At 73.2% G+C, this 20,718-nt stretch carries 19 protein-coding genes; 9 read left to right on the top strand and 10 right to left on the bottom strand.

What is annotated here, in order from left to right:
• Window positions 1-125: 125 nt before the first annotated feature.
• Complete coding sequence (locus tag QMZ92_RS23605) at window positions 126-1,937, bottom strand: IS481 family transposase (RefSeq protein WP_283299527.1); 1,812 nt, start codon at window positions 1,935-1,937, stop codon at window positions 126-128.
• A 780-nt stretch (window positions 1,938-2,717) separates the two neighbouring features.
• Between QMZ92_RS23605 and QMZ92_RS23600 the strand changes: the two genes are divergently transcribed.
• A complete protein-coding gene (locus QMZ92_RS23600; RefSeq protein ID WP_283299526.1) occupies window positions 2,718-4,310 on the top strand; it encodes a xanthine dehydrogenase family protein molybdopterin-binding subunit in 1,593 nt (530 codons plus the stop codon).
• A gap of 74 nt (window positions 4,311-4,384) precedes the next feature.
• Here QMZ92_RS23600 and QMZ92_RS23595 read toward each other — a convergent pair whose 3' ends face one another.
• The gene (locus QMZ92_RS23595) at window positions 4,385-4,582 is read right to left on the bottom strand and encodes a hypothetical protein (RefSeq protein WP_283299434.1); all 198 of its coding nucleotides are present in this window, start codon (window positions 4,580-4,582) and stop codon (window positions 4,385-4,387) included.
• A gap of 224 nt (window positions 4,583-4,806) precedes the next feature.
• Window positions 4,807-5,262, bottom strand: a complete 456-nt coding sequence (locus QMZ92_RS23590) for a phosphatase domain-containing protein (protein ID WP_283299432.1) — start codon at window positions 5,260-5,262, stop codon at window positions 4,807-4,809.
• A gap of 350 nt (window positions 5,263-5,612) precedes the next feature.
• Between QMZ92_RS23590 and QMZ92_RS23585 the strand changes: the two genes are divergently transcribed.
• The 3 genes from QMZ92_RS23585 (at window position 5,613) to QMZ92_RS23575 (ending at window position 6,877) form a co-directional block, all read left to right on the top strand.
• Complete coding sequence (locus QMZ92_RS23585) at window positions 5,613-5,876, top strand: hypothetical protein (protein WP_283299530.1); 264 nt, start codon at window positions 5,613-5,615, stop codon at window positions 5,874-5,876.
• 133 nt (window positions 5,877-6,009) lie between these two features.
• Window positions 6,010-6,447: a GNAT family N-acetyltransferase gene (locus QMZ92_RS23580; RefSeq protein WP_283299525.1), complete on the top strand. Its 438-nt coding sequence runs from the start codon at window positions 6,010-6,012 to the stop codon at window positions 6,445-6,447.
• 169 nt (window positions 6,448-6,616) lie between these two features.
• The gene (locus tag QMZ92_RS23575) at window positions 6,617-6,877 is read left to right on the top strand and encodes a DUF2277 domain-containing protein (protein WP_283299431.1); all 261 of its coding nucleotides are present in this window, start codon (window positions 6,617-6,619) and stop codon (window positions 6,875-6,877) included.
• Here the strand turns inward: QMZ92_RS23575 and QMZ92_RS23570 are convergent.
• The gene (locus tag QMZ92_RS23570; protein ID WP_283299524.1) at window positions 6,846-7,475 is read right to left on the bottom strand and encodes a DedA family protein; all 630 of its coding nucleotides are present in this window, start codon (window positions 7,473-7,475) and stop codon (window positions 6,846-6,848) included. The genes QMZ92_RS23575 and QMZ92_RS23570 overlap by 32 nt on opposite strands.
• A 273-nt stretch (window positions 7,476-7,748) precedes the next feature.
• Between QMZ92_RS23570 and QMZ92_RS23565 the strand changes: the two genes are divergently transcribed.
• Entirely contained in the window at window positions 7,749-8,453 is a 705-nt protein-coding gene (locus tag QMZ92_RS23565; RefSeq protein ID WP_283299429.1) for a superoxide dismutase family protein, read from the top strand.
• Window positions 8,454-8,709: 256 nt separating this feature from the next.
• Here QMZ92_RS23565 and QMZ92_RS23560 read toward each other — a convergent pair whose 3' ends face one another.
• From QMZ92_RS23560 to QMZ92_RS23545, 5 genes are all read right to left on the bottom strand, one after another.
• The gene (locus tag QMZ92_RS23560; protein ID WP_283299426.1) at window positions 8,710-9,174 is read right to left on the bottom strand and encodes a DoxX family protein; all 465 of its coding nucleotides are present in this window, start codon (window positions 9,172-9,174) and stop codon (window positions 8,710-8,712) included.
• A gap of 57 nt (window positions 9,175-9,231) precedes the next feature.
• The gene (locus QMZ92_RS23555; protein WP_283299523.1) at window positions 9,232-11,121 is read right to left on the bottom strand and encodes an FAD/NAD(P)-binding protein; all 1,890 of its coding nucleotides are present in this window, start codon (window positions 11,119-11,121) and stop codon (window positions 9,232-9,234) included.
• Between the two features lie 159 nt (window positions 11,122-11,280).
• Window positions 11,281-13,002 carry an alkaline phosphatase D family protein gene (locus QMZ92_RS23550; protein WP_283299424.1) on the bottom strand — a complete coding sequence of 574 codons (1,722 nt, stop codon included), beginning with the start codon at window positions 13,000-13,002 and terminating at the stop codon, window positions 11,281-11,283.
• The gene (locus QMZ92_RS36475; RefSeq protein WP_502962121.1) at window positions 12,983-13,126 is read right to left on the bottom strand and encodes a DUF7800 domain-containing protein; all 144 of its coding nucleotides are present in this window, start codon (window positions 13,124-13,126) and stop codon (window positions 12,983-12,985) included. The genes QMZ92_RS23550 and QMZ92_RS36475 overlap by 20 nt, the downstream gene beginning before the upstream one ends.
• A 209-nt stretch (window positions 13,127-13,335) precedes the next feature.
• Complete coding sequence (locus tag QMZ92_RS23545; RefSeq protein WP_283299422.1) at window positions 13,336-13,989, bottom strand: HNH endonuclease family protein; 654 nt, start codon at window positions 13,987-13,989, stop codon at window positions 13,336-13,338.
• Window positions 13,990-14,172: 183 nt separating this feature from the next.
• Between QMZ92_RS23545 and QMZ92_RS23540 the strand changes: the two genes are divergently transcribed.
• The 3 genes from QMZ92_RS23540 to QMZ92_RS23530 all read left to right on the top strand — a co-directional run bounded on the left by QMZ92_RS23540 (window position 14,173) and on the right by QMZ92_RS23530 (window position 17,066).
• Entirely contained in the window at window positions 14,173-14,985 is an 813-nt protein-coding gene (locus QMZ92_RS23540) for an ABC transporter permease (RefSeq protein WP_283299420.1), read from the top strand.
• 266 nt (window positions 14,986-15,251) lie between these two features.
• Entirely contained in the window at window positions 15,252-15,836 is a 585-nt protein-coding gene (locus tag QMZ92_RS23535) for a TMEM165/GDT1 family protein (protein ID WP_283299418.1), read from the top strand.
• A 606-nt stretch (window positions 15,837-16,442) separates the two neighbouring features.
• Window positions 16,443-17,066 carry an HAD-IA family hydrolase gene (locus QMZ92_RS23530; protein ID WP_502962122.1) on the top strand — a complete coding sequence of 208 codons (624 nt, stop codon included), beginning with the start codon at window positions 16,443-16,445 and terminating at the stop codon, window positions 17,064-17,066.
• Window positions 17,067-17,402: 336 nt separating this feature from the next.
• On the opposite strand, the gene QMZ92_RS23525 is transcribed toward QMZ92_RS23530, so the two are convergent.
• Window positions 17,403-18,392, bottom strand: a complete 990-nt coding sequence (locus QMZ92_RS23525) for a peptidoglycan-binding protein (RefSeq protein WP_283299416.1) — start codon at window positions 18,390-18,392, stop codon at window positions 17,403-17,405.
• A gap of 148 nt (window positions 18,393-18,540) precedes the next feature.
• Here QMZ92_RS23525 and QMZ92_RS23520 point away from each other — a divergent pair, with 148 nt between their 5' ends.
• Window positions 18,541-20,619: an MDR family MFS transporter gene (locus tag QMZ92_RS23520; RefSeq protein ID WP_283299414.1), complete on the top strand. Its 2,079-nt coding sequence runs from the start codon at window positions 18,541-18,543 to the stop codon at window positions 20,617-20,619.
• The last annotated feature ends 99 nt before the right edge of the window (window positions 20,620-20,718 follow it).

Raw genomic sequence — 20,718 nt, 5'->3', positions numbered from 1 at the left:
CATCTGGCGACCGGGCGGCCTCTTCCGGGGAATCGACCCGAGCGACTCTGGAGCCACCCCGAGCACCTTGTCTAGTCCCAGGTGATGTTTGACGTTCTGGTCCCAGCTGTTGCTTGACGGTGGGCCTAGACAACATCGGAAACCTTTGGGGGCTTGTTCGCCTTCACGTGGCGGACGGGTATGTCGGTCGTGCGCCGGATGACGCGGACCTGGCCGTCCAGCTCGACGCTGATCGTCGTGTCCGACACGTGGACGGTCACGGTCTGCCCTGCGTAGGGGCGGCCGAGGGAGACGACCTGCCGGCAGACCATGATCGTGCCGACCGCGCTGACCCGCCGCTGCACCCGCACCGGCTCTGTTCCGGGCCGTGGCGGCGGGCCGGCCGGCCGCAGGCCCCGCAGCCTGCGGACTTCCTCACCGGTCAGCGGGTTGGGCCGCACCCGCAGCAGTTCCCGCGAGGACAGGTCGAAGAACGACAGCGTCTCGCCGTCGATGCGGATGCCCACCTGGCGGCCGCCGATGATCTCCGCCGCCAGAACCTGGTGCCCGCCCAGACCGACCAGACCGCTGTTGTTCACCACCCGGTCCACCTCGAACGCCGCCCCGTCACCGACGGGCAGCGGAGCCGGCCCCGCCGGACGTCCGCCCCGGGCCGCCAGCCATCCCAGATCCGCCACCGACAGATGCGACCGCACGGACTTGATCCGCGCCCCCGCGATCAGCAGATGGATCACCTGCGTGTCCGCCCAGAACGTCACCGTCAGCCCCGAGCGGGCCGGACCCAGCCAGAACTGCTTGCCCGCGACCTGCAGATTCCCACTCGCAGGCACCACCCGCTCGAACTCCACAGGCCCGCCCTCCTCGACCGGCACCGCTGCCGGGACCACCTCAGGCAGGGCGGCAGGAACCTCGGAGGCCTCGGTCCCAGCCGACTCCACGTCTGCTGGGGATGTCCGCTGCTGCGGCACCAGCCCCAGCACTCCCGGGATCTTCAAGCCCAGAACGTTCCGCTCCTGCTCAGCAACCGGGGAGAACCGGTCGCCCGGAGACTGCATCTCCAGCGCCTGATGCGGCCGCGAGGAGTTGTACTCCTCCACCCAACGATCCAGTGCCGCCTGAGCCGCCCCGATGCTCTCGAAAGCCCCGCAGTCGTCGAGGAGTTCACGCCGCAGCGTCTGATGGAACCGCTCCACCTTGCCCGTCGTGGTCGGCGACGCCGGCTGGGTCAACCGGTGCGCGATCCCGTTCTCCCGGCAGATCCGGTCGAACAACACCTCACCACCCTGCCCGAACCGGTCGGTGAACTGCTTGCCGTTGTCCGTCAGCACCTCCTCCGGCACCCCGAACCTCTGCAAGGCCCGGACGAACGCCGAGCAGACCGCCCGCCCGGTCGCCCGCTCGACCACCGACGCGATCACGCAATACCGGGAATGATCGTCCACACCGGTCACGATCTTCGCCTCGGTCAGCTCGCCGGTGACCGGGTTGACGAGCATCACGCCGCCGACGATGTCCATCTGCCACAGCTGCATCGGCAGGTCCCGCTGCCAGCGCTTGTAATCCGACCGCTTCCGGCGCCGCACCCCCGGCTCCACCAGCCCGTGACGGACCAGGATCCGATACACCGTCATCCGCGACGGCACCGGGCTCACCGTCCCGGACCGCTCCAGCACATGAGCGATCCGCCGCGGACCCCACCTCGGGTGCTTGCGCCGCAGCTCACACACCGCCGCCTCCACCTCGGCAGAGGCCTGATGCGGACACGACGCCGGCCTGCGCGAACGATCCGCCAGACCCGCCAGTCCGGCGGCCTCATACCGCGACTTCCACCCGCTCACCGTCTGCCGCGACACCCCCAGCGACCCGGCAACCTCCGTCACCGTCGCACCCGCCAGCACCGCAAGCACAGCCCGGTATCTCTGCTCGACAACCGACAACTCCACCAGCGCCAATCCCGGCCTCCCCACACACGCCGCAACGACGCGCACAGAGGAAAAGCCGAACACGGCCACTGTCAACCATCAGCTGGGACCGAAGCGTCAAGCATCTACCGGGATCGGACACACCCCGAGCACCTGGTGAGTAGAAACCTTCTCTACGGGTTCAAGGGCTCGCTCCGCTCGCCGCGCGCCCGGCTTGGCGCCGGGCGACGCTCCTGTCTCCGCCCCGCTCCGCCCGGCCGCCGGACGCGCGCGGCGCGAGCCAACAGAGGAAGGGCCGGCACGGGGCTGGGGTGGTCGGCTCCGCGGCTTTAGGCAGCCACCATGGGGCGAGCCTCGAAGATCATGGCCCCAACGTCGTGCTTTAGCAGGAGTCTGCCACCGCAGGCGAGGTCATAACGCCAGGCAGCCTCAGTAGTGCCATGCGTGCCAGTTCCATGCCAGATCGAGCGGTCAATCATGGTCAATGGGAGTCGATGGCGGGCCGTAGGCCCTCCAACTCTCCAGGTACGCCCCGTGGGCCGTGACCAGCGATGATGTGTCGGTGATCGGCGCCAGGCTTACAAAGCAGATGTCGGCGGTTCGAAACCGTCCGCGCCCACCAGCCCAGAGGTACAACAAAGACCCAGGTCATCCGGCGGATACCCGGAAGCCTGGGCCTTGTCCGTTCCCCAGCCGCGGAGGCGGCACAGGGGGCGCCACTTACGTGCCAGATGGCTCGCCGGGCTCTACCGGCCGCACCTTCCTGATCTGCTCGTCGACGTGCGCGGCGATGGCATGGTCACGGCAGTTCACCAGGGTGCGAGCTTCGAAGATCTTGGCCCTGGACCGGACTCCTGCGGGCAGGCGAGGAGCCAGTCCGACTCGCTCCCCAGCGCACGAGCCCCGACTCTCGCCTCTTGGCAGCTTCCGCCCAAACGCTGTACCGGCCTCCAGTGGCTACGGGCGCTGGGCGAACTGCCTGCGAATGACCATCAGTGCGATCCAGCCGCACAGCAGTCGGCGTGGGGCGGAGGGCGGCGAGGCCGCTCGAGAGGGTCAGCCGCTCCCGCTGATCGCCCGGGCCCTAGAGCTGGGTGCGTCGGCGCAACTGCGCAACATGGCGTCGATGGGCGGAGCGTCTCCTCGGAGATCTACGCGTGCCCCGACTGCGAAGGGGTCTACCGGCTGTTCCGGGCCAACACCATGACCCCCACGTTCATGCGGGCACCGGGCAAGGTGAGCGGGATGTTCGCACTCGAGTGCTCGATGGACGAACTCGCCCACGAACTCGGCATGGACCCCTTCGAGCTGCGGCTGCGCAACACACCGACGTGGACGCCATGTCGGGCCGCCCGTGGTCCAGCAGCGGTCTGCGGGAGTGCTACGAGCGTGGTGCCGGCGCTTCGGCTGGTCGGGCCGGGACCTCCGGCCGGGCACGCGCCGGGAGGGCGACCGGCTGATCGGCACCGGCATGGCGACCGCCTGCTGTCCCGTGGCCCGCCCGCCAACCCCCAGCGGGCCCGTGCCCGTCTGTACGCCGACGGCACCGCGGTCGTCCAGGCCGCCACCCCGGACTTCGGTACCGGAGTCACGACGGTCATGACCCAGGTCGCCGCCGACGGCCTCGGTATGGGTGTGGACCGCTGCCGATTCGAGAACGGCGACACGGACCTCCCCGACATCGCCGCCGTGGTCGGCTCCGCGGGCGCCGGCATGATCAGCGCTGCGGTGCGCGCGGCGGCCACCGCTCTGCGCGAGCAGCTGATCAAACGGGCCGTCGGCGACCCCCGTTCACCGCTGCACGGGGCGGACCCGGTCGACGTGGTGGTCCGGGACGGCGTCATGACCGCCGGCACCGCCTCCGACGCCTACGCCGATCTGCTGCAGCGCAACTTCCAGCCGGACGCGGAGGCATCCGGCCAGTGGAGTCCGCCGGCGGGGGAGGTCCCTTACAGGATGATGACCTTCGGTGCCCGGTTCGCCGAGGTCGCCGTGGACGCGGAACTGGGTCTGGTCCGGGTGAGGCGTATGACCGGCGCCTTCGCGCCAGGCCGTGTGCTCAACGCCAAGACGGCCCGGAGCCAGTTGACGGGCCACATGCTGTGGGGCCTGGGCCAGGCGCTGCTGGAAGCCAACCACATGCATCCGGGCACCGGGCGCTGGGCCAACTCGAGCCTCGGGGAGTACCTGGTCGCGGTCAACGCGGACGCCCCGGACGTCGACGTCGAACTCATCGAGGTCGAGGACGTCATCGTCAACCCCCGGGGAGTGAAGGGAGTCGGGGAGATCGGCCAGGTCGGCGCGGCGGCCGCGATCGCCAACGCCGTTCACCACGCCACCGGCCGCCGGGTGCGCAAGCTGCCGATCGTCATCGAGGACCTGCTCTGAGCGACCCGTCTCAGGGCCCCTGGGAGGGGCTGCAGGTGCGCGCGGATCCCCTTGGGAGGGCCGCCGGCGCGTGCTCACCGCATCGGGTGCTGCGGTACGCGCGGGAAGAGCGTGAACCTGAGCCGGTGCTCCGGCGTCGGTGCCCAGCGCCTCGTGCAGTACGTGCAGTACCAGCGCCACCGGTCCTCGAAACCGGGCGCGGTCCGGCTGGTGTCCTTCCACAGCGGCGGACGCGAGGGGCACTGCGGGCACGACGGAGGTTTCGGCACCATGCGGACTCTCCTTCAGGTCCGGTCCAGCGTGGTGCCTCGGCGTCAGGTCGGTGGCGCGGACCGGCTGCCGCCACCCGGATGGGGGACCGGGCCGGAGCGGCCGGGACGGGCCCGGGACAGCCGGGGGTGAGGGCGGTCGACGAGGCGAGGTGAGCGCGGAGGGCGCGGCCCGGAAGCGCGTGCTCCGCCGACTCCGGTACGGATGCCGCTCTCCCGCCCGCGCGTCATCCGTCCTGCGACGAGCGCGTGGAAGCCGGGAAGCGGCGAACGTACCGGCGCTGCCAGGGCGTTTCGACGGCGTGGCGGTCGTAGTGCCGCCGCACGAAGGCCACCGCCTCGGCGGCCGGTACGCCGTCGAGGACGGCGAGGCACGCCAGCGCCGTGCCCGTACGGCCCCGTCCGCCCCCGCAGGCGACCTCGACCCGCTCCGTCGCAGCTCGCACCCAGACCCCGCTCAGCGCGGCGTGGGCGCGGTCCCGGTCGCGCGGCAGCCGGAAGTCCGGCCAGTGCAGCCACTCGGCCTCCCAGGGGACCTCAGGGGGCCGCTTGCCCAGCAGATACACGGCGTACGTGGGCGCGGCCCCGTCCGGCAGCGGATGCCGCAGCCCGCGCCCGCGTACGAGCCGCCCGGAGGGCAGCCGGAGGACACCGGGGGCGGTCACGGGCCAGGGATCGGTCATCGGCCCAGCAGACCACCTCGTCGGCCGGTCGCGCGACGGACCGACGACGGGGCCCGCCGCGGTCCGGGCAGCGGGGGCCCCGTCGTCGTCCGGGTGGCGGGGCACAGCGGCGAACGCGGGGACGCGGTCCCCTCCGGGAACGGGTCGTCAATCCCCGGCGACGCCGGAACGGTGATCTCGTGAACTGCGGTCGGCTTCACGGGCCGTTGAGAGGTGTGAGAGAGGACACGTCGCACACGGGTGCCGAGCGCCCCCACCAGCCACAACGGTGCTGCACGGGCTCCTGGTGCGCGTGACCGCCGACGTTCGACGGGCCACGGTTGTCGGTCCCGCCGCGTAACCTTGTGCCCATGTCCCCAACCCTTCGCGAGCTTGGTTCCGTGCGGTCCGCTGCCGTGGTGAATGCGGAGATTCGTGCGTTGTGGGCGAAGTCGGGGAGCCGGCTGTCCGCCGCGGACGAGGCGAAGTACCAGCACCTGCTCGTGGAGTGGGCCGAGGCCGTGGACGCCGAGCGGTCCGAGGACGCCGCGGCCGACGAGGACGCCGACGGGGCCGGTACCGCTCCTCCGGCCCCACGCACGGGCGCGCCCCTCCGGCTGATCCGCGCCGCCTGACCTCCCGCGCCTCGTCCGTCCCGGCCGTCCGACCTCGCGCTGTCCGTGCCGGCCGTCGGCGTCCGCCGTGCCGTCCCGGCGAAGTGGCCGGAGAGGAGCGGGTCCAGTCGCCGTCGACGGATAGGCTCCCCGCATCAGCGTCCGCGTAGAGGTCATCGGGGAAGCGAGCCGGGAACTCGTCGACGCCTTCGGCCGGCTGCTGCCGCAACTGTCCTCGACGGCGAAGCCGCTCGACTGCGAAGCGGTCCACCGGATGGTGACCTGTGACGCCAACACGGTGCTCGTCGCCCGGGCGTCCGAGGTGATCGTCGGGACGCTGACCCTGGTGCTGCTGCCCCTGCCTTCCGGGTCGCGGGGCCGCATCGAGGACGTGGTCGTCGATGGTGCGGCTCGAGGCCGGGGAGTCGCCGGCCTGCTCATCCAGGAGGCCCTGCGGATCGCTCGGGAGGCGGGTGCCCGGACGGTGGACCTCACCTCCCGGCCGGACCGTGCGGCGGCGAACCGGCTCTATGAGCGTCTCGGTTTCCGAACCAGACAGTCGACCGTCCATCGGTTCTCGGTCGACGAGTAGGGAACGCCGCCCTCGCGGCGTGTGCTCCGCGACCACGGGCGACAGCCCGACACACGGCGGAACCACGGCGCCGGAGACGTCGCAGAAGGGACGGCCCGAGGAGGGCCGGGTGACGGGACGGCCCGCAGAGGAGAGGCCGTCTGTCGGTGGTGTGGCCCACACTGGAGTCATGTGCCGCAGCATCAAGACCCTTCGACCGCCGGTCCTCCCCGAGGAAGCCACCGAGGAGGACATCAGGGCCGCGGCTCTGCAGTTCGTGCGGAAGGTGTCCGGGTTCCGGGCGCCCGCCGCGCACAACCGGGAGGTGTTCGAACGCGCCGTGGACGAGGTGACGGAGGCGACGCGCAAGCTCCTCGACGGGCTGGAGGTGCGCGGCGGCCGGGGTGCGGCCGGAAAGGCTACGCAGGCTCCGGCGCCGGACGCCGCATGACGTAGGCCGCGACGAAGCCCGCGGCGAGGAGGGCCAGGACGGACACCGTCAGGCCCACCCAGGTCGCGCCCAGCCACTGCCCGCCGAACCAGCCGAGGCCGACGCTGTAGCCCGCCCATGTCACGCCGGCCAGGGCTGACCAGGGCAGGAACTCCCGCACCCTGCGGTGTGCCGCGCCCGCGCCCAGGGAGACGACGGAGCGGCCCGCCGGGGCGAACCGGGCGATGACGACGAGCAGTCCGCCACCCCGGCTCAGCGCCGTGCCGAGACGTTCCTGCGCCGTGACCAGCCGCCGCGAGCGGGCGATCGCCCGGTCCAGACGCTCCCCGCCGCGCCGGGCCAGCCGGTAGGCGACCAGGTCGCCGAGCACGGACGCGGTCGCCGCGCACAGCAGCAGCGCCAGGATCGAGGGCACCTCGCCGGACACCCTGCCGGCCGCCGACGCGACCGTCGTCGATCCGGCCGCCGCGGCCGTCGCGGCGGTGATCACCAGCACACCGCTCGGCAGTACGGGCAGGAACACGTCGAGGAGTACGGAGAGTGCCACGACCGCGTAGATCCATGGGCTGCCGGTCAGCAGCTCCACCGCCTCGAACACCACGACTCCCCACAGGATGACAACGCCGCGACGTCGCAGGGGAGCGGCAGGAGCGGCATGACAGCCACAGAGCGTACGCCTGTGCAGATCGGAGAGATCGCCAGGGGGCGGGTGAAGTCGGACACGGCCGTACGAGTGCAGTCCGCCACGCCGTCGCCCCGCTCCGGGCGCGGCTCGGCACACCGCCGGTCCCGCCCGCGGTACGAGGGCCTGGTGCGTACGCACTTGCGGCGCGTACGCGGAAGGCGATCACCCGGACACGAGGAGTGGCACATGGCGGCAGCGGCAGGCGTACTGGCGGGGGCGGCGGCCCTGGTGACGCTGGCGGTGGGGGCCGTGGGTGCGGCCTGCGGCGCCGGTGACGGGCCCGGTGGGGGCGATCGGTCCGGCTCGGCCGCCGGGGCCGGGGGAACGGTCCTGTCCGGAGGCGCCGTCCAGGCCGACGGTCCCTGGTCGGGCGGAGCCGGACCGTACGACGTGGCCCGCCTGTCCGGTGCGGTCGGCCAGCCCCTCGCGGGCGAGGGGGTGGCGCTGCGGGCGTACGGGCGGTTCGCTCCGCCCGGTTCGTTCGTTCCGTCGACGGCCCTCACTTATGACCGGACGCTCGTGCCGGCGGGGGCCTGGATCGTGGTGGAGCAGTCGACCGAGCGCTCGGGGACCGTGGTGCGGGCGCGTGTGGGCGGGCTGAAGGCGGATCACGCCTTCGGCGCCCATGTGCACACCGCGCCCTGCGACGCGGACCCGGCCGGGGCCGGGCCGCACTACCAGCACAAGGCGGCACCGGACGCCTACCCCGCGAACGAGCTGTGGCTTGACTTCGCCACCGACGCCGCCGGGGAGGGCAATGCCGAGACACGGCACGACTGGGGGCTGCGGCGGGCCGGGGCACAGTCGGTGGTCCTGCACGCCGAGCAGGGCGGAGCGGGCGCCCGAGTGGCGTGCTTCACGGTCCCGTTCGGCGGTTACGGCACGCCGTGAGCCCTTCGGTGCCTGTGCGGTCCCGGCGACTGCCTCCGAATCCCGAACTGCCGAGCCCGATCCCGGCCCCGACCCCGGCCCCGACCCCGGCTTCCCGGCCCCGAGCCCGACTCCCGTGTCTGAGCCCGGTCCCGACCCCGGCCCCCCGGTCCCGACCCCGGCCCCCCTTGGCTCGATCCCGGCTTCGCGCGGCCGTGCGGCGGGGCCGGGGCCGCGCACTCGGGACCGGTCCGGCCCCGCCGTCGACGCGCACGCCTCAGGCCGTGACCGGCGCCGAACCCTCCCGCGCGGCCTCCTCGTTCGCGCCACGCGACGAGAACAGGCCGTCCAGCGCCAGGGCCCCGGGCCCGGTGAAGACCAGCAGCAGGAACGCCCAGCTGTAGAGCGCTGCGCCCTCGCCGCGGTTCTGGATCGGGAACAGGCCGTCGGGCTGGTGCACCGTGAAGTACGCGTACGCCATCGCGCCCGACGCGATGAACGCCGCGGCGCGGGTGCCCAGGCCGACCAGCACCAGGACGCCGCCGACGAGTTCGATCACGGCTGCGTACCAGCCGGGCCAGGTGCCCGCCGCCACCGTGCCGCCCGCGTTCTCCGCGCCCAGCACGCCGAAGAGTGAGCGCGCTCCGTGGCAGGTGAACAGCAGGCCGACGACGATGCGGAACACGCCGAGCGCGTACGGCCGGGCCTGATCCAGCCGTGAGGTCAGCTGACGAGTGGCCATCTGGGGGGTCTCCTTCGGTCTGGGGACATGAACCGATGGGACGTAAGTTAGGCAGACCTAATCAATACTTGCAAGTTCAATATTCTGTCGGCGGCCGCCCTTCATGAGGAGTTCACGCCGTGCGCTCACGCGCAGCGCGGCCCGTGCCACCGCGTCCGTGTCGGAGAGCGTGACCGAGTCCACGCCGGGCCGCGCCCCCGCGGCCGTCACCCAGTGCACTCCCTCGGTGGGAACGCCGACCGCGAACCGTCCGGGGTGTGATCGTCCCTGACGGTCGATCAGGTGGTAGGGGCGCCCGGTCACGTCCAGGCCGCCCGTTTCGTAGCCGTCGATCGTGTGCGGCCTGCACTGGCCGGTCCGCAGCATCCGGGACAGCAACTCGTCCCGGCTGCGGCGCAGATCGGGTTCCGGCAGCCGCGCCTCGATCAGTGCCGTCGCGGTCACCGCGGAACCCGGCACGTCGGGTGACTCGGCCACGAAGACCCCGCCCTCCGCCCGCACGGTCGTCCTCGGGCCGACCACCACCAGCACCCCGGCCGCGATCAGCGCCGTCATCTCCTCGATCCGCCGGCGCGGCGGGCCGATCGAGAGGAAGGCGTTCAACGGGGTGTACCAGCGGTCCAGGTGGTCCCGCCGCGACCTCCCGGACAGTCCGCGGTGGTCCACGATCTGCCGCACCTCGTTGCGGACGTCCCGCAGCACGTCGAGGGCCGCCTTGACCGGGCCCTCCACGTTGCCGAGCGCGGCGTGGTCCGCGTCCCGCCGCAGATGGCCGAGCAGCCAGTCGCGGAAGGCGCCCGGACCGTCGAAGGTCTCTCCCGCGTACGGCCGGGAGATCCGCTCCCAGGACCAGCGAGCGGACTCCGGACAGCCGTGGGCGTCCAGGACCGCCGCCTCCTCCGCGCTGCCGTGCGCGGTGGCGAGGAACGCGGCCCGGAAGCCGGTGTCCGGGGCGGCGGACGGTCCGAGCAGCGTCTCGTAGTAGACCGTCTCCACCTCCTTGGCGATCCTCGGCCATATCTCGCCGAGGAAGTCCGGCGGATCGCCCGCGTCCGCGCGCCTGCGGAAGAGCGTGATCACATCAGGGGTGAGCACCAGCGGGTGGTGCCGGCCGGACGCGCCCTTCGCGTTGTCCCCGCGCGCCTGGTGGGGGACGCCGCGCCGTGAGCCCGCGTACAGCCTCGGCTCCCGGCCGGAGGGCCGGTAGACCAGCCGCTCCCCGCCGTCCGCGGTCCTCTCCCGAGCGTACGAGCCGCCGCGGCCGGTCGTCAGCAGCGCCATGTGGTCGAAGAAGTTGAGTCCGAGGCCGCGCAGCAGCACCGCCTCGCCGGGGGCGATCCCGGTGAGGTCCAGATCGGCCGGGTTGGCGGGGGCGAAGTGGCGCAGCCCGTGCCGCCGCGCGTACGTGCCGAGCCGGGTCGGCACGGCCCCCGGCGCCACCGGAAGGTGGCCCTGCGCCAGCACCACCGCACTCAGGCCGGACAGTGTCGTCCCGTCGTCCAGGACGAGTCGCTGTGAGCCGTCCTCGGCGTCGTCGAGGCGCACCGCACGCGCCCGGTGCGTCTCCACCCGTACCGTGTCCGGGGCGTTGGCGACGGCGGTGCGGAACGCCCAGGCCAGATAGCGTCCGTAGCAGGCGCGCGTCGGGTAGTCGTCGGGCCCGAGCGCCGGGTCGCCGCCGGCCGCCGCCCAGGCGTACAGGCTCGGGCCCGGCCGGACCGGCCCCTCGCAGGCCACGCTCTCGTCGGTGAACAGCGTCACCTGCGAGGCGACCGTGTTCATCAGCAGGCCGGCGGGCTGGTCCGTGCGCCACACCTGCCCCGGGCCTGCCGGGGCCGGGTCGATCACATGCACGGTCAGCGGGATGTCCGGTGCCAGCTCGGGGGCGGAGGCGCAGAGCCTTTCGAGGACCGAGGTGCCGCGAGGGCCTGCGCCGACGAGGGCCATGGCGGGGGGAGCTGGCGGGAACACGGACAAAACACTGACTCCCGGGGCGATGTGGGGGCGTGGGGCGGCGGGGGAAGCGGATCGTCCGCCTCATCATGCCGTTGCCGTGTGAGGAGTCCGGGCGGCGGGGGTGAGGATCGTCTCCCGCCCTGTGAAGTGTCACGCACCATTCGTCAGGTTCCGCTCGTCCACGGTCAGGAGCCGCGTACCCGTACGATCCGTGCGGACCTGGTCCAGCCGGAGCTCGGCCGAACGCCCGTTCAGGGTCAGGGTCATCAGCTGGTTGCCGAACCAGGGGCCGCCGGTCTTCTCCCAGTGGACGACCGGCCGTCCCGCCCGGCCGTGCCGGGCCGCGGCGTGCCCCAGCCGCCGCCCCGCCCGGCTCCACCCGAAGCGGAAGCCGACGCGCATCGAGGCGTGGATCTCGTTGTGGACGGGTGAGCAGGTCAGCTGGAACACCCGGGCGGCCGGTTCCGGTTCCGGCCAGTGGGGCTCCGCGACGTAGGCGTGGTGGACGTCCCCGGAGAGCACGCACACCGTCGACGGTGCCAGCGGCCCGCTGCCCACCTCCCTGATCAGTGCGGTCAGCTCCTCGAACGAGGACGGGAACGCGGCCCAGTGCTCCAGGTCCGCCCGTCTGCGCAGGTTCTCCCCGACGCGCGCCCAGCGCTCGCCCCGCTCCCCGCGGCAGAGCGCCGCGTTCCAGCTCTCGACGTCGTGAATGGCCGGGGGCAGCAGCCAGGGCAGCGAGGTCCCGAGGAGCAGATGGTCGTACGAGCCCGGCGCCTGAAGCACCTGCTCGCGCAGCCAGCCCGTCTCCTCGTCGTCGAGCATCGCCCGGTGCCGCTCGTCGAGGACGCGGGCGGCGCGGGTGTCGATCATCAGCAGCCGCGTCCTGCCGAAGTCGCGCCGGTAGCTCCAGCGGACCGAGGCGGGGTCGGCGTCGGCCCGGGCCGTGAACGACCGCAGGGCGTCGGTGCCGTCCGGGGTGGCCCGCACGGCCGCGTAGAGGGGGTCGTCGGCGAGTTCGGCCGGGGAGAGGTTGCCCAGGTGCTGGTGGACCCAGTACGACATCAGACCGCTGAGGATGCGCTCCCGCCACCACGGCGTCGCCCGCATCTCCGCCAGCCAGGAGGCACTGGTGTTCCAGTCGTCGATGACGTCGTGGTCGTCGAAGATCATGCAGCTGGGGACGGTGGAGAGCAGCCAGCGGACCTCGGGGTCCAGCCAGGACTCCTCGTACAGCCGGGTGTACTCCTCGTAGTCCGCGACCTCCGTGCCGGGGGGCTCGCTCAGATCGCGGCGTGAGGCGAGCCACCGCTGGGTCTCGCGGGAGGTGGCGTCCGCGTACACCTGGTCGCCCAGCAGTACGAGCACGTCGGGGCGCTCGCCCTCCGGCTCGGCCGCCATCCGGGCGGCGAGGGTGTCCAGCGCGTCCGGCCCGATCGGATCGTGCCTGCGGGCAGGCGCCGCGGCCCAGCGGCAGGAACCGAAGGCGACCCGCACGCCCTCCGCCGGGATCGCGGGCGTGCGGATCACGCTCGGCGGGAACGGCGAGTCGGCCGGCGGCCAGACCCGGCGGCCGTCGAGCAGCACCTCGTACGCGTTGGAGGAGGCGGGGGCGAGGCCGGAGACCGGGATCAGCGCGTAGTGGTGGCCCTCGATCTGGAACGTGCGGGCGGAGCCGCCCGCGCCCTTCGGCGATCCCGGCCGGCCGCCGTCCGGCGGGCCGTCGCCACGGGGGCCCTCATCGCCGGGGCCGCCTCCGTGGAAGTCCCCGCCGGCCGGCCCGGTGTCCTCCCCGGGGCAGCGCACCTCGGCCGTGCACGGCCCGTCCGCCTCGATCCAGACGGTCGCGTGCTCACCGGTCTCCCAGTCCACGTACCGCAGTAGTGGTNACCTCGGCCGTGCACGGCCCGTCCGCCTCGATCCAGACGGTCGCGTGCTCACCGGTCTCCCAGTCCACGTACCGCAGTAGTGGTCCCAGGCGCAGCCCCGCTGCCATGTGCCCTCCTCCGTCGCCCCCGTACGGTACGGAACGACGGGGGAGGGTAGCGCGGTTCCATACCGCAGGACCCGGTTGGTTCGGAGCGTGTCCGGGGCAGTCCGGTCGCGGTGCCCGGCGCCGTGGGTGCCCACGGCCCCTCGGGTCGGGGCGGCCCCGCGGCCGGCCGGCGGGAATCGGTTCCCCGCCGGCCGGCCGCGGGCGGTGGGTCAGCAGCCGTTGAGGACGGACTGCAGGGCGGACTTCTCGGCGGAGTCGACGGAGAGGTTCCAGTAGTACTTCGTGTGCACCCACATGCGGGCGTACATGCAGCGGTAGGAACTGCGCGGCGGCAGCCACTCGGCGGGGTCCTTGTCGCCCTTGGCCTGGTTCACGTTGTCGGTGACGGCTATCAGTTGCGGGCGGGTCAGGTCGTTGGCGAACGCCTGGCGGGAGGAGGTGGACCACGAACCGGCCCCGGAGCGCCAGGCCTCCGCGAGCGGTACGACGTGGTCGATGTCGACGTCCGACGCGGCGGTCCAGGTGGCGCCGTCGTAGGGGGAGTACCAGCTGCCGCTGACGGCCGCGCACCTGGAGTCCTGGACGACGCTGTAGCCGTCGCGCTTGAGGACGACCTCGCGCGTGTTGCAGGCGCCCGACTGGGTGATCCAGTGCGGGAACTTGTCGCGGCTGTACCCGGTGGAGGAGCCTTCCGCCTTGACCGTGAGCAGGCCGAGGTACGTGCGGGCGGTGGAGGCGCTGACCGGCGTGGGCGGGGCGGCCTGGGCGGCCGGTGCGGTGAGCAGCGCGGTGGTGGACGCGAGGGCGACGGACGCGGCGAACACGGCGGTACGGGTCACTCGACGCGCGTAGACACCTGACATGCGGACTCCCGTAAGGGTGGGGGGCGTTGACCGGAGCGGACCCTGTGCGGCAGGACCCGCGCCATACTTGCGGCGCCGGGTTGCCTGGGGATGGGCGCCAGGTAACAGAGTGGCGACATGGACACGTCACTTCAAGGGGTCTGACGCCCCGGCAGTTCACTTCGCCCGGATTAGGGTTGATGCGTGCTGCTGCCGGTCAACGTGACGTTCGGGATCGTCCTCGCCGTGCTCCTGGCCGCCGCCGCCGGTGTCGTGGCCGTCGCGCACCTCGGTCCGGGCCGCGCCCGCGAGATGGCGGTGGCGGGTCTGCGGGCGGCCGTCCAGCTGGGCGCGGTCTCGCTCGTCATCGGCTGGGCGGTCCGCTCCGTCCCGCTGCTGCTCGCCTTCCTCGTGGTGATGTACGCCGTGGCCGTGCGCACCGCGGGGCGCCGGGTCACCCCGAACGGCACCTGGTGGCTCACCGCGCTGCCGATCGGCGCGGGCGTCGTGCCGGTGGTCGCCGCACTGCTGCTCACCGGCCTCGTCCCTGTGAAGGGCATCGCGCTCGTCCCGGTGACCGGCATCCTCATCGGCGGCGCGCTGACCGCGACGGTCCTCGCCGGGCGGCGCGCGCTCGACGAGCTCGCCGGCCGGCGCGGTGAGGTCGAGGCCGCGATGGCGATCGGGCTGCCCGACCGCGAGGCCCGTCTGGAGGTGGCCCGGGATGCGGCCGCCGACGCGCTGCTGCCGGGGCTCGACCAGGCCAGGACGGTGGGGCTGGTCACGCTCCCGGGCGCGTTCGTCGGAATGCTGCTGGGCGGGGCGTCACCGCTCCAGGCGGGCGCGGTCCAACTGTTCGTGCTGGTCGCGCTGATGGCCGTGCAGGCGGTCGCGGTCGCGGTGGTGCTGGAACTGGTGTCGCGCGGACGGCTGCACCGGGAGCCCGTCGCCGCGTCGGCGCGGGGCGGGACCGGGGGCCCTGACGGTGGGTCTGCGGGGCGGGCCCGGGGTGCCTGACGGGACCGAGGTCCCTGACGGCCGTCCGCCGGCGTCCCGTACCCTGTACGGAGCAGAAGGGGAGTAGCTCTTCGCCGGAACGTCGACATACTGCCGGGCTCGCCCGGCCGGCGCCCGGAGGCGGCCGCGCGGCGGTCCGCCGGCGAGACCTTCGGCAAGCAGTGACCATGACCATCCATGGCCGCTGCCGCGCCGAAGCGACCCCTGGAACTCTTGCCCAGGTCTCTCGGTGCGGCAGGGCCCGACCGATCGAGGAACCTCTTCCCGTGCTCAGTATCACGATCATGGCGATCACCTTCGGCGTCGTCTTCCTTGCCGAGCTTCCCGACAAGACGGCCCTGGCCGGGCTGATGCTCGGCACCCGCTACCGCGCCTCGTACGTCTTCGCCGGGGTCGCCGCCGCCTTCGCCGTGCACGTCGCGCTGGCGATCGCGGCGGGCAGTGCACTGACCCTGCTGCCGCAGCGGCTGGTGCAGGCGGTCGTGGGCGTGCTCTTCCTGGCGGGCGCGGCGATGCTGCTGCTGAAGACCTCCGATGACGAGGACGAGAGCGTCAGGGCCCCGTCCGACCAGTCCTTCTGGAAGGTCTCCGGTGCGGGGTTCATGCTGATCCTGGTCGCGGAGTTCGGTGATCTGACCCAGATCATGACCGCGAACCTCGCGGCCCGCTACGACAGTCCGCTCTCCGTCGGCCTCGGCGCGGTGCTGGCCCTGTGGGCGGTGGCCGGACTGGGCATCGTGGGTGGCCGGACGCTCCTCAGGTACGTGCCGCTGAAGCTGGTCACGAAGATCGCGGCCGGGCTGATGCTGGTGCTCGCCGGCCTGAGCCTGTACGAGGCGATCGCGGGCTGAGCCGGGCCGGGGGCGCGCGTTCGGCGGGGCTGCCGGGAGTGGTCCGCGGCGGGTTCGCGGTGTGCTTCCGGCGGGCTTCGGTGCGGGGCGTGTTCGGCGGGGCTTGCGCGGGCCTGCGGCGGGTCGGCGGCGTGCGTTCGCCGCGGACCGCCCGTCCGGCCGGCGGCCGGAGCCGTTGCGGTCGTGGTTCGGGGCGGGGGTGCGGGTGCCGGCGTGGTCGCGGTCCGGGGCGCGGCCGTGGTTCGGCCTTTGCCGGGCGGGTGCCCGCTTGCCTCCCGCAGCCCTCGTCCTGCGCCTTCCATCGCAGGTGCATCCGGCTACCCGGCATCCGCGGCCGTCCCCGTGGAAGGGGTTCCGGGACCTGGATTGGCGCGAAAGCCCTTCGGTTTGTATCGTGAAGGAACAAAGTGGCCTCCGCCCGCACTCCCTGACCGGTGGGTGGAGGCCGCTCTGCACCCGGGCCCGTGGCCTCCCGTCGACGGAGCCCGCCATCCGCACCGGATTCCAAGGACGGCCCCGTTGTCCCGCTCAGAGACGCCCGCAGAGACCCCCGCCCCGGCATCTCGCCCCGAGGCCATCGGCGCCTTCAGGGCACTGCTGCTCGACATGGACGGCACGCTCGTCGACTCGGACGCCGCAGTGGAGCGCGTCTGGCGCTCCTGGGCGATCGGTCACGGCCTCGACCCGGACGAGACGCTCAAGGTCGTCCACGGGCGCCAGGGGTACGCGACCATGGCCGCGCTCCTCCCGGAGCGGCCGATGGAGGAGAACCTCGCCGAGAACCGGCAGTTGCTCGCGCGGGAGACGGCCGACCTGGATGGCGTCGTGCCGATCGGCGGAGCGTCCGCCTTCATGGACTCCGTCGCCGCCCTGCCGCACGCCCTGGTCACGTCGGCCGACGAGGAGCTCGCCACGGCCCGGATGAACGCGGCGGGGCTGCGCATGCCGGAGACACGGGTCACCGCCGAGTGCGTCGGGGCGAGCAAGCCGGACCCGGAGGGTTTCCTCAAGGGCGCGGCAGAGCTCGGCTTCGCGCCGGCGGACTGCGTGGTCCTCGAGGACTCCGAGGCCGGCATCACGGCCGCGCGTGCCGCGGGGATGCGGGTCCTCGGCATCGGCCCCCGTGCCGCGGCCTTCGCCCCGGACGCCCACGCGCTCGACCTCACCGACGTCCGCGTCCGGGCCGACGCCTCGGGCGCGCTGACGTTCGCCCCCGCGCGCTCGGACTGAGTCGGCGGCAGGCTCTCGGCGCCACCCGTCCGCGGGGGCCCGGCGCGCCCGCCACGCCGAACGCCGGTCGGCGCAGCGCCGACCGCAGGCATGCGCCGCGCGTGACCGAGCCGCGCATGCCGACGCGTTCCCGAGTTCGCGCTGTTCACGCCGCCGCGTCCGCGAGGAGCGGGGCGGTCAGGCTGCCGCGCCCGCCCCGTTCTCTGCGAACGCGTTCCACGGCGCGTTCCCCTCGATCGCGCCGTTCGCGTCCCCGCGACCGCGCCGTTCATGCCGCCGCGTCCTCGCAGAGAGCGCGCCGTTCCCGCCGCCGCGTCCCCGCGAAGAGCGGGGCGTTCAGCCGCGGCCGTCGCCGTCCCAGCCGCCGTCGCCGTACGGGTAGCGCGTCTCCGCCTCCAGGGCGCGGCGGGTCGCCGGGCCGTAGACGCCCTCGGGGTCGTCCCGGATGCCGTTGGCGTCCTGGTACGCCGCCACGGCGTCCTCGACGCGGCCGTCGTAACGCCCGTGGGACCGTCTGCCGTACAGGCCGACCTGCTCCAGCCGTTCCTGCAACTCGACCACCTCGGGGCCGTCGTCGCCGCGCCGCAGGGTGACTCCCGGGGCCGGCGAGGAGGGCGCGGTCCCGCTCGTCGGGGTCGCCGACGGGGACGTCGGGCCCGCGGCGAGCGGGGCCGGGGAAGACGTTCCGGCGCCGACAGGCTGAGAGGTGGAGGCCGGGGCCGGCTCCGGGGGCGACGCGGACTCCGAGGGCGAAGTGCTCCGGGTCGCCGACTTCGAGACGTCGGGTGCGTCGGGCGCGGCCGAGACGAACGGGGCCGTCGTCTCGCTGTCGGGCAGGGCCCGGTCGTCCCCGTCACCGTCCTTCGTGAGCAGTCCGCTCGCATAGGCCGCGGTCCCCAGCACCGCCACCACGGCGGCGACGGCCACGGCCACGCGCCGCCCGTCCCGCCCGCGTCCCCGCCGCCGCCGTCGTCCGGCCGCGCCTTCCGGGGCCGCCCCGGTCATGTCGTAGGCAGGGCCGTGCTCGTGACGGTGGTCGTACGGGCCCCCGTGCCCGGCCGCCCCGTACGGCGCGTCCGGCGCCCCCTCCTGCCCGGCGGCTCCGTGGGCCGCGGGCCCGAGCACCTGCGTCAGCTCGGGCGGCGGTCCGGCCGCGGTCGCGGCCGGGGCGTCCGCCGGGTCCGGAAGCGCCACGTAGGGCCGGACCCGCAGCGGATCGAATCCCTCCGGTGCCGTGCCCCGCCCGCAGCCGCAGTCCCGGACCCCGCCGGGCCTGCCGTCGGCGTCGTCCTGCCTGCCGCATTCAGGACAGACGTGTCCCGTCATCGTGGGTTCCCTCCCCTTGCGCTGCCAGCGATTATGCAGCCCCTGTCCAGTGCCCTGACGGTGAGCCTCCGCTCGGCAGGCCGTAACCGGGCGAACCGCCCAGGATGGGAGGAGCAGACGCGTGTGCTGCGGACCGGAGGGCGACTCCATGGCGCAGGAAGTGAGCACGCCGGCCGCCGGCCCCGGACCGATACCCCGGCCCGGCGAGGGTGCGAACCGCCGGAGCGTCCTCGTGGCGATCGGCGCACTGCTGCTGGGCCTGCTCCTCGCGGCGCTCGACCAGACCATCGTGGCCACCGCGCTGCCGACGATCGTCAGCGACCTCGGCGGCCTGGAACACCTGTCCTGGGTGGTCACCGCGTACATCCTCGCCTCGACGGCGGCGACCCCGCTCTGGGGCAAACTCGGCGACCAGTACGGCCGCAAGAAGCTCTTCCAGACGGCCATCGTCATCTTCCTGATCGGCTCGGCGCTGTGCGGTATCGCGCAGGACATGCCGCAGCTCATCGCCTACCGTGCCGTCCAGGGCCTCGGCGGCGGCGGTCTCATCGTGCTGTCGATGGCGATCGTCGGCGACATCGTCTCCCCGCGCGAACGCGGCCGGTACCAGGGGCTGTTCGGCGCCGTCTTCGGGGCTACCAGCGTGCTCGGGCCGCTGCTCGGCGGCCTGTTCACCCAGCACCTCAGCTGGCGCTGGGTGTTCTACGTCAACCTGCCCATCGGCGTGGTCGCGCTGTTCGTGATCGCCGCAGTCCTGCGCATCCCGGCCAGCCGGGCCCGGCACACCATCGACTACCTGGGCACGGTCCTCATCGCGGCCGTCGCGACCTGCCTGGTCCTCGTCGCCTCGCTGGGCGGCACCACCTGGGCCTGGGACTCGCCGCAGATCATCGCCCTGGCCGTACTCGGGGTCCTGCTGCTCGTCGCCTTCGTCCGCGCCGAGCGCCGCGCCGCCGAGCCCGTGCTGCCGCCGAAGCTGTTCCGGAACCGCACGTTCACTCTCGTCTGCGCCATCAGTTTCATCGTCGGGTTCGCCATGTTCGGCGCGCTGACGTACCTGCCGACGTTCCTGCAGATCGTCCAGGGCATCACCCCCACCATGTCCGGCGTCCACATGCTGCCGATGGTGGTCGGACTGCTGATCACCTCCACCGTGTCCGGCCAGATCGTCAGCCGGACGGGCCGGTGGAAGGTCTTCCCCGTGGTCGGCACCGCCGTGACCGCCGTCGGCCTCCTCCTGCTCCACCAACTGGAGCCGAACACCCCCGCCTGGGAGGTCGGCGGCTACTTCTTCGTCTTCGGCTCCGGCCTCGGCCTGGTCATGCAGGTGCTGGTGCTGGCGGTTCAGAACGCGGTCGGGTACGAGGACCTCGGCGTCGCCACGTCCGGCGCCACCTTCTTCCGTTCCATCGGCGCCTCGTTCGGCGTCGCGCTCTTCGGCACCGTCTTCACCGGCCGGCTGCGCGAACTCCTCGCCGAGACGCTCGCCGGCCGCCCGCTGCCGCCGGGGACCAGCCCCGAACGGATCGCCGCCGATTCGTCCGCCATCACCCTGCTGCCGCCCGGACTGCGCCCGGCGGTCCTCCAGGCCTTCTCGACGTCCATCACGGACGTCTTCCTGTACGCGGCGCCGGTCGTCGCCGTCGGCTTCGTCCTCGCCCTCTTCCTGCGGGAGGACAAGCTGCGCGGCTCCGTCACCGCTCCCGAGGTCAGCGAGACCATCGCCCCCAACCCCGTCCAGCGCTCGTCGTACGACGAGTGCGCCCGCGCGCTGTCCCTCCTCGGTTCGCGCGAGGGCCGCAAGGCGGTCTACGCCAAGATCACCGCCAGGTCCGGGCTGGATCTCAGTCCGGCGGCGAGCTGGCTGCTGCTGCGCGTCAAACGCCACGGGCTGGTGGAACCCGCCCGGCTCGCCGAGGCCACCAACGTGCCGGTCAGGGCCGTCACCGACGCGTCACGGGAGGTCGAGGAGCGCGGGCTGGCCCGCCGGGAGGGACTGTCGCTGATGCTCACCGACAAGGGCGTGGACGCCACGGCAAAGCTGTCCGCGGCGCGGGAGGAGTCGCTGTCGGAGCTGCTGGGTGACTGGTGGGGACCGGACCGGCCCACCGACCTCGTCCAGTTGGTGAAGGAACTCACCGCGGAGCTGTGCGGCTCCGACGGCGAGCGCCCCTCCGACGGCGAACCGCACCGGGACCACCAGGCGTGGAACTTCCCGACGCACTGAGCGGCCCCGGGACGGCCCCATGACGGCCCCCGGGAAGACCGCGGCACGGCCTCCGGCCACAGGACGGCCGGCTCGGCCCAGGGCGACGGCGGGAACGGT

It is taken from the genome of Streptomyces sp. HNM0645, from assembly GCF_030056615.1.
GTDB lineage: Bacteria > Actinomycetota > Actinomycetes > Streptomycetales > Streptomycetaceae > Streptomyces > Streptomyces marianii.
Note: the sequence above shows the minus strand (reverse complement) of the source record. Positions and strands in the feature narration are given on the sequence as shown.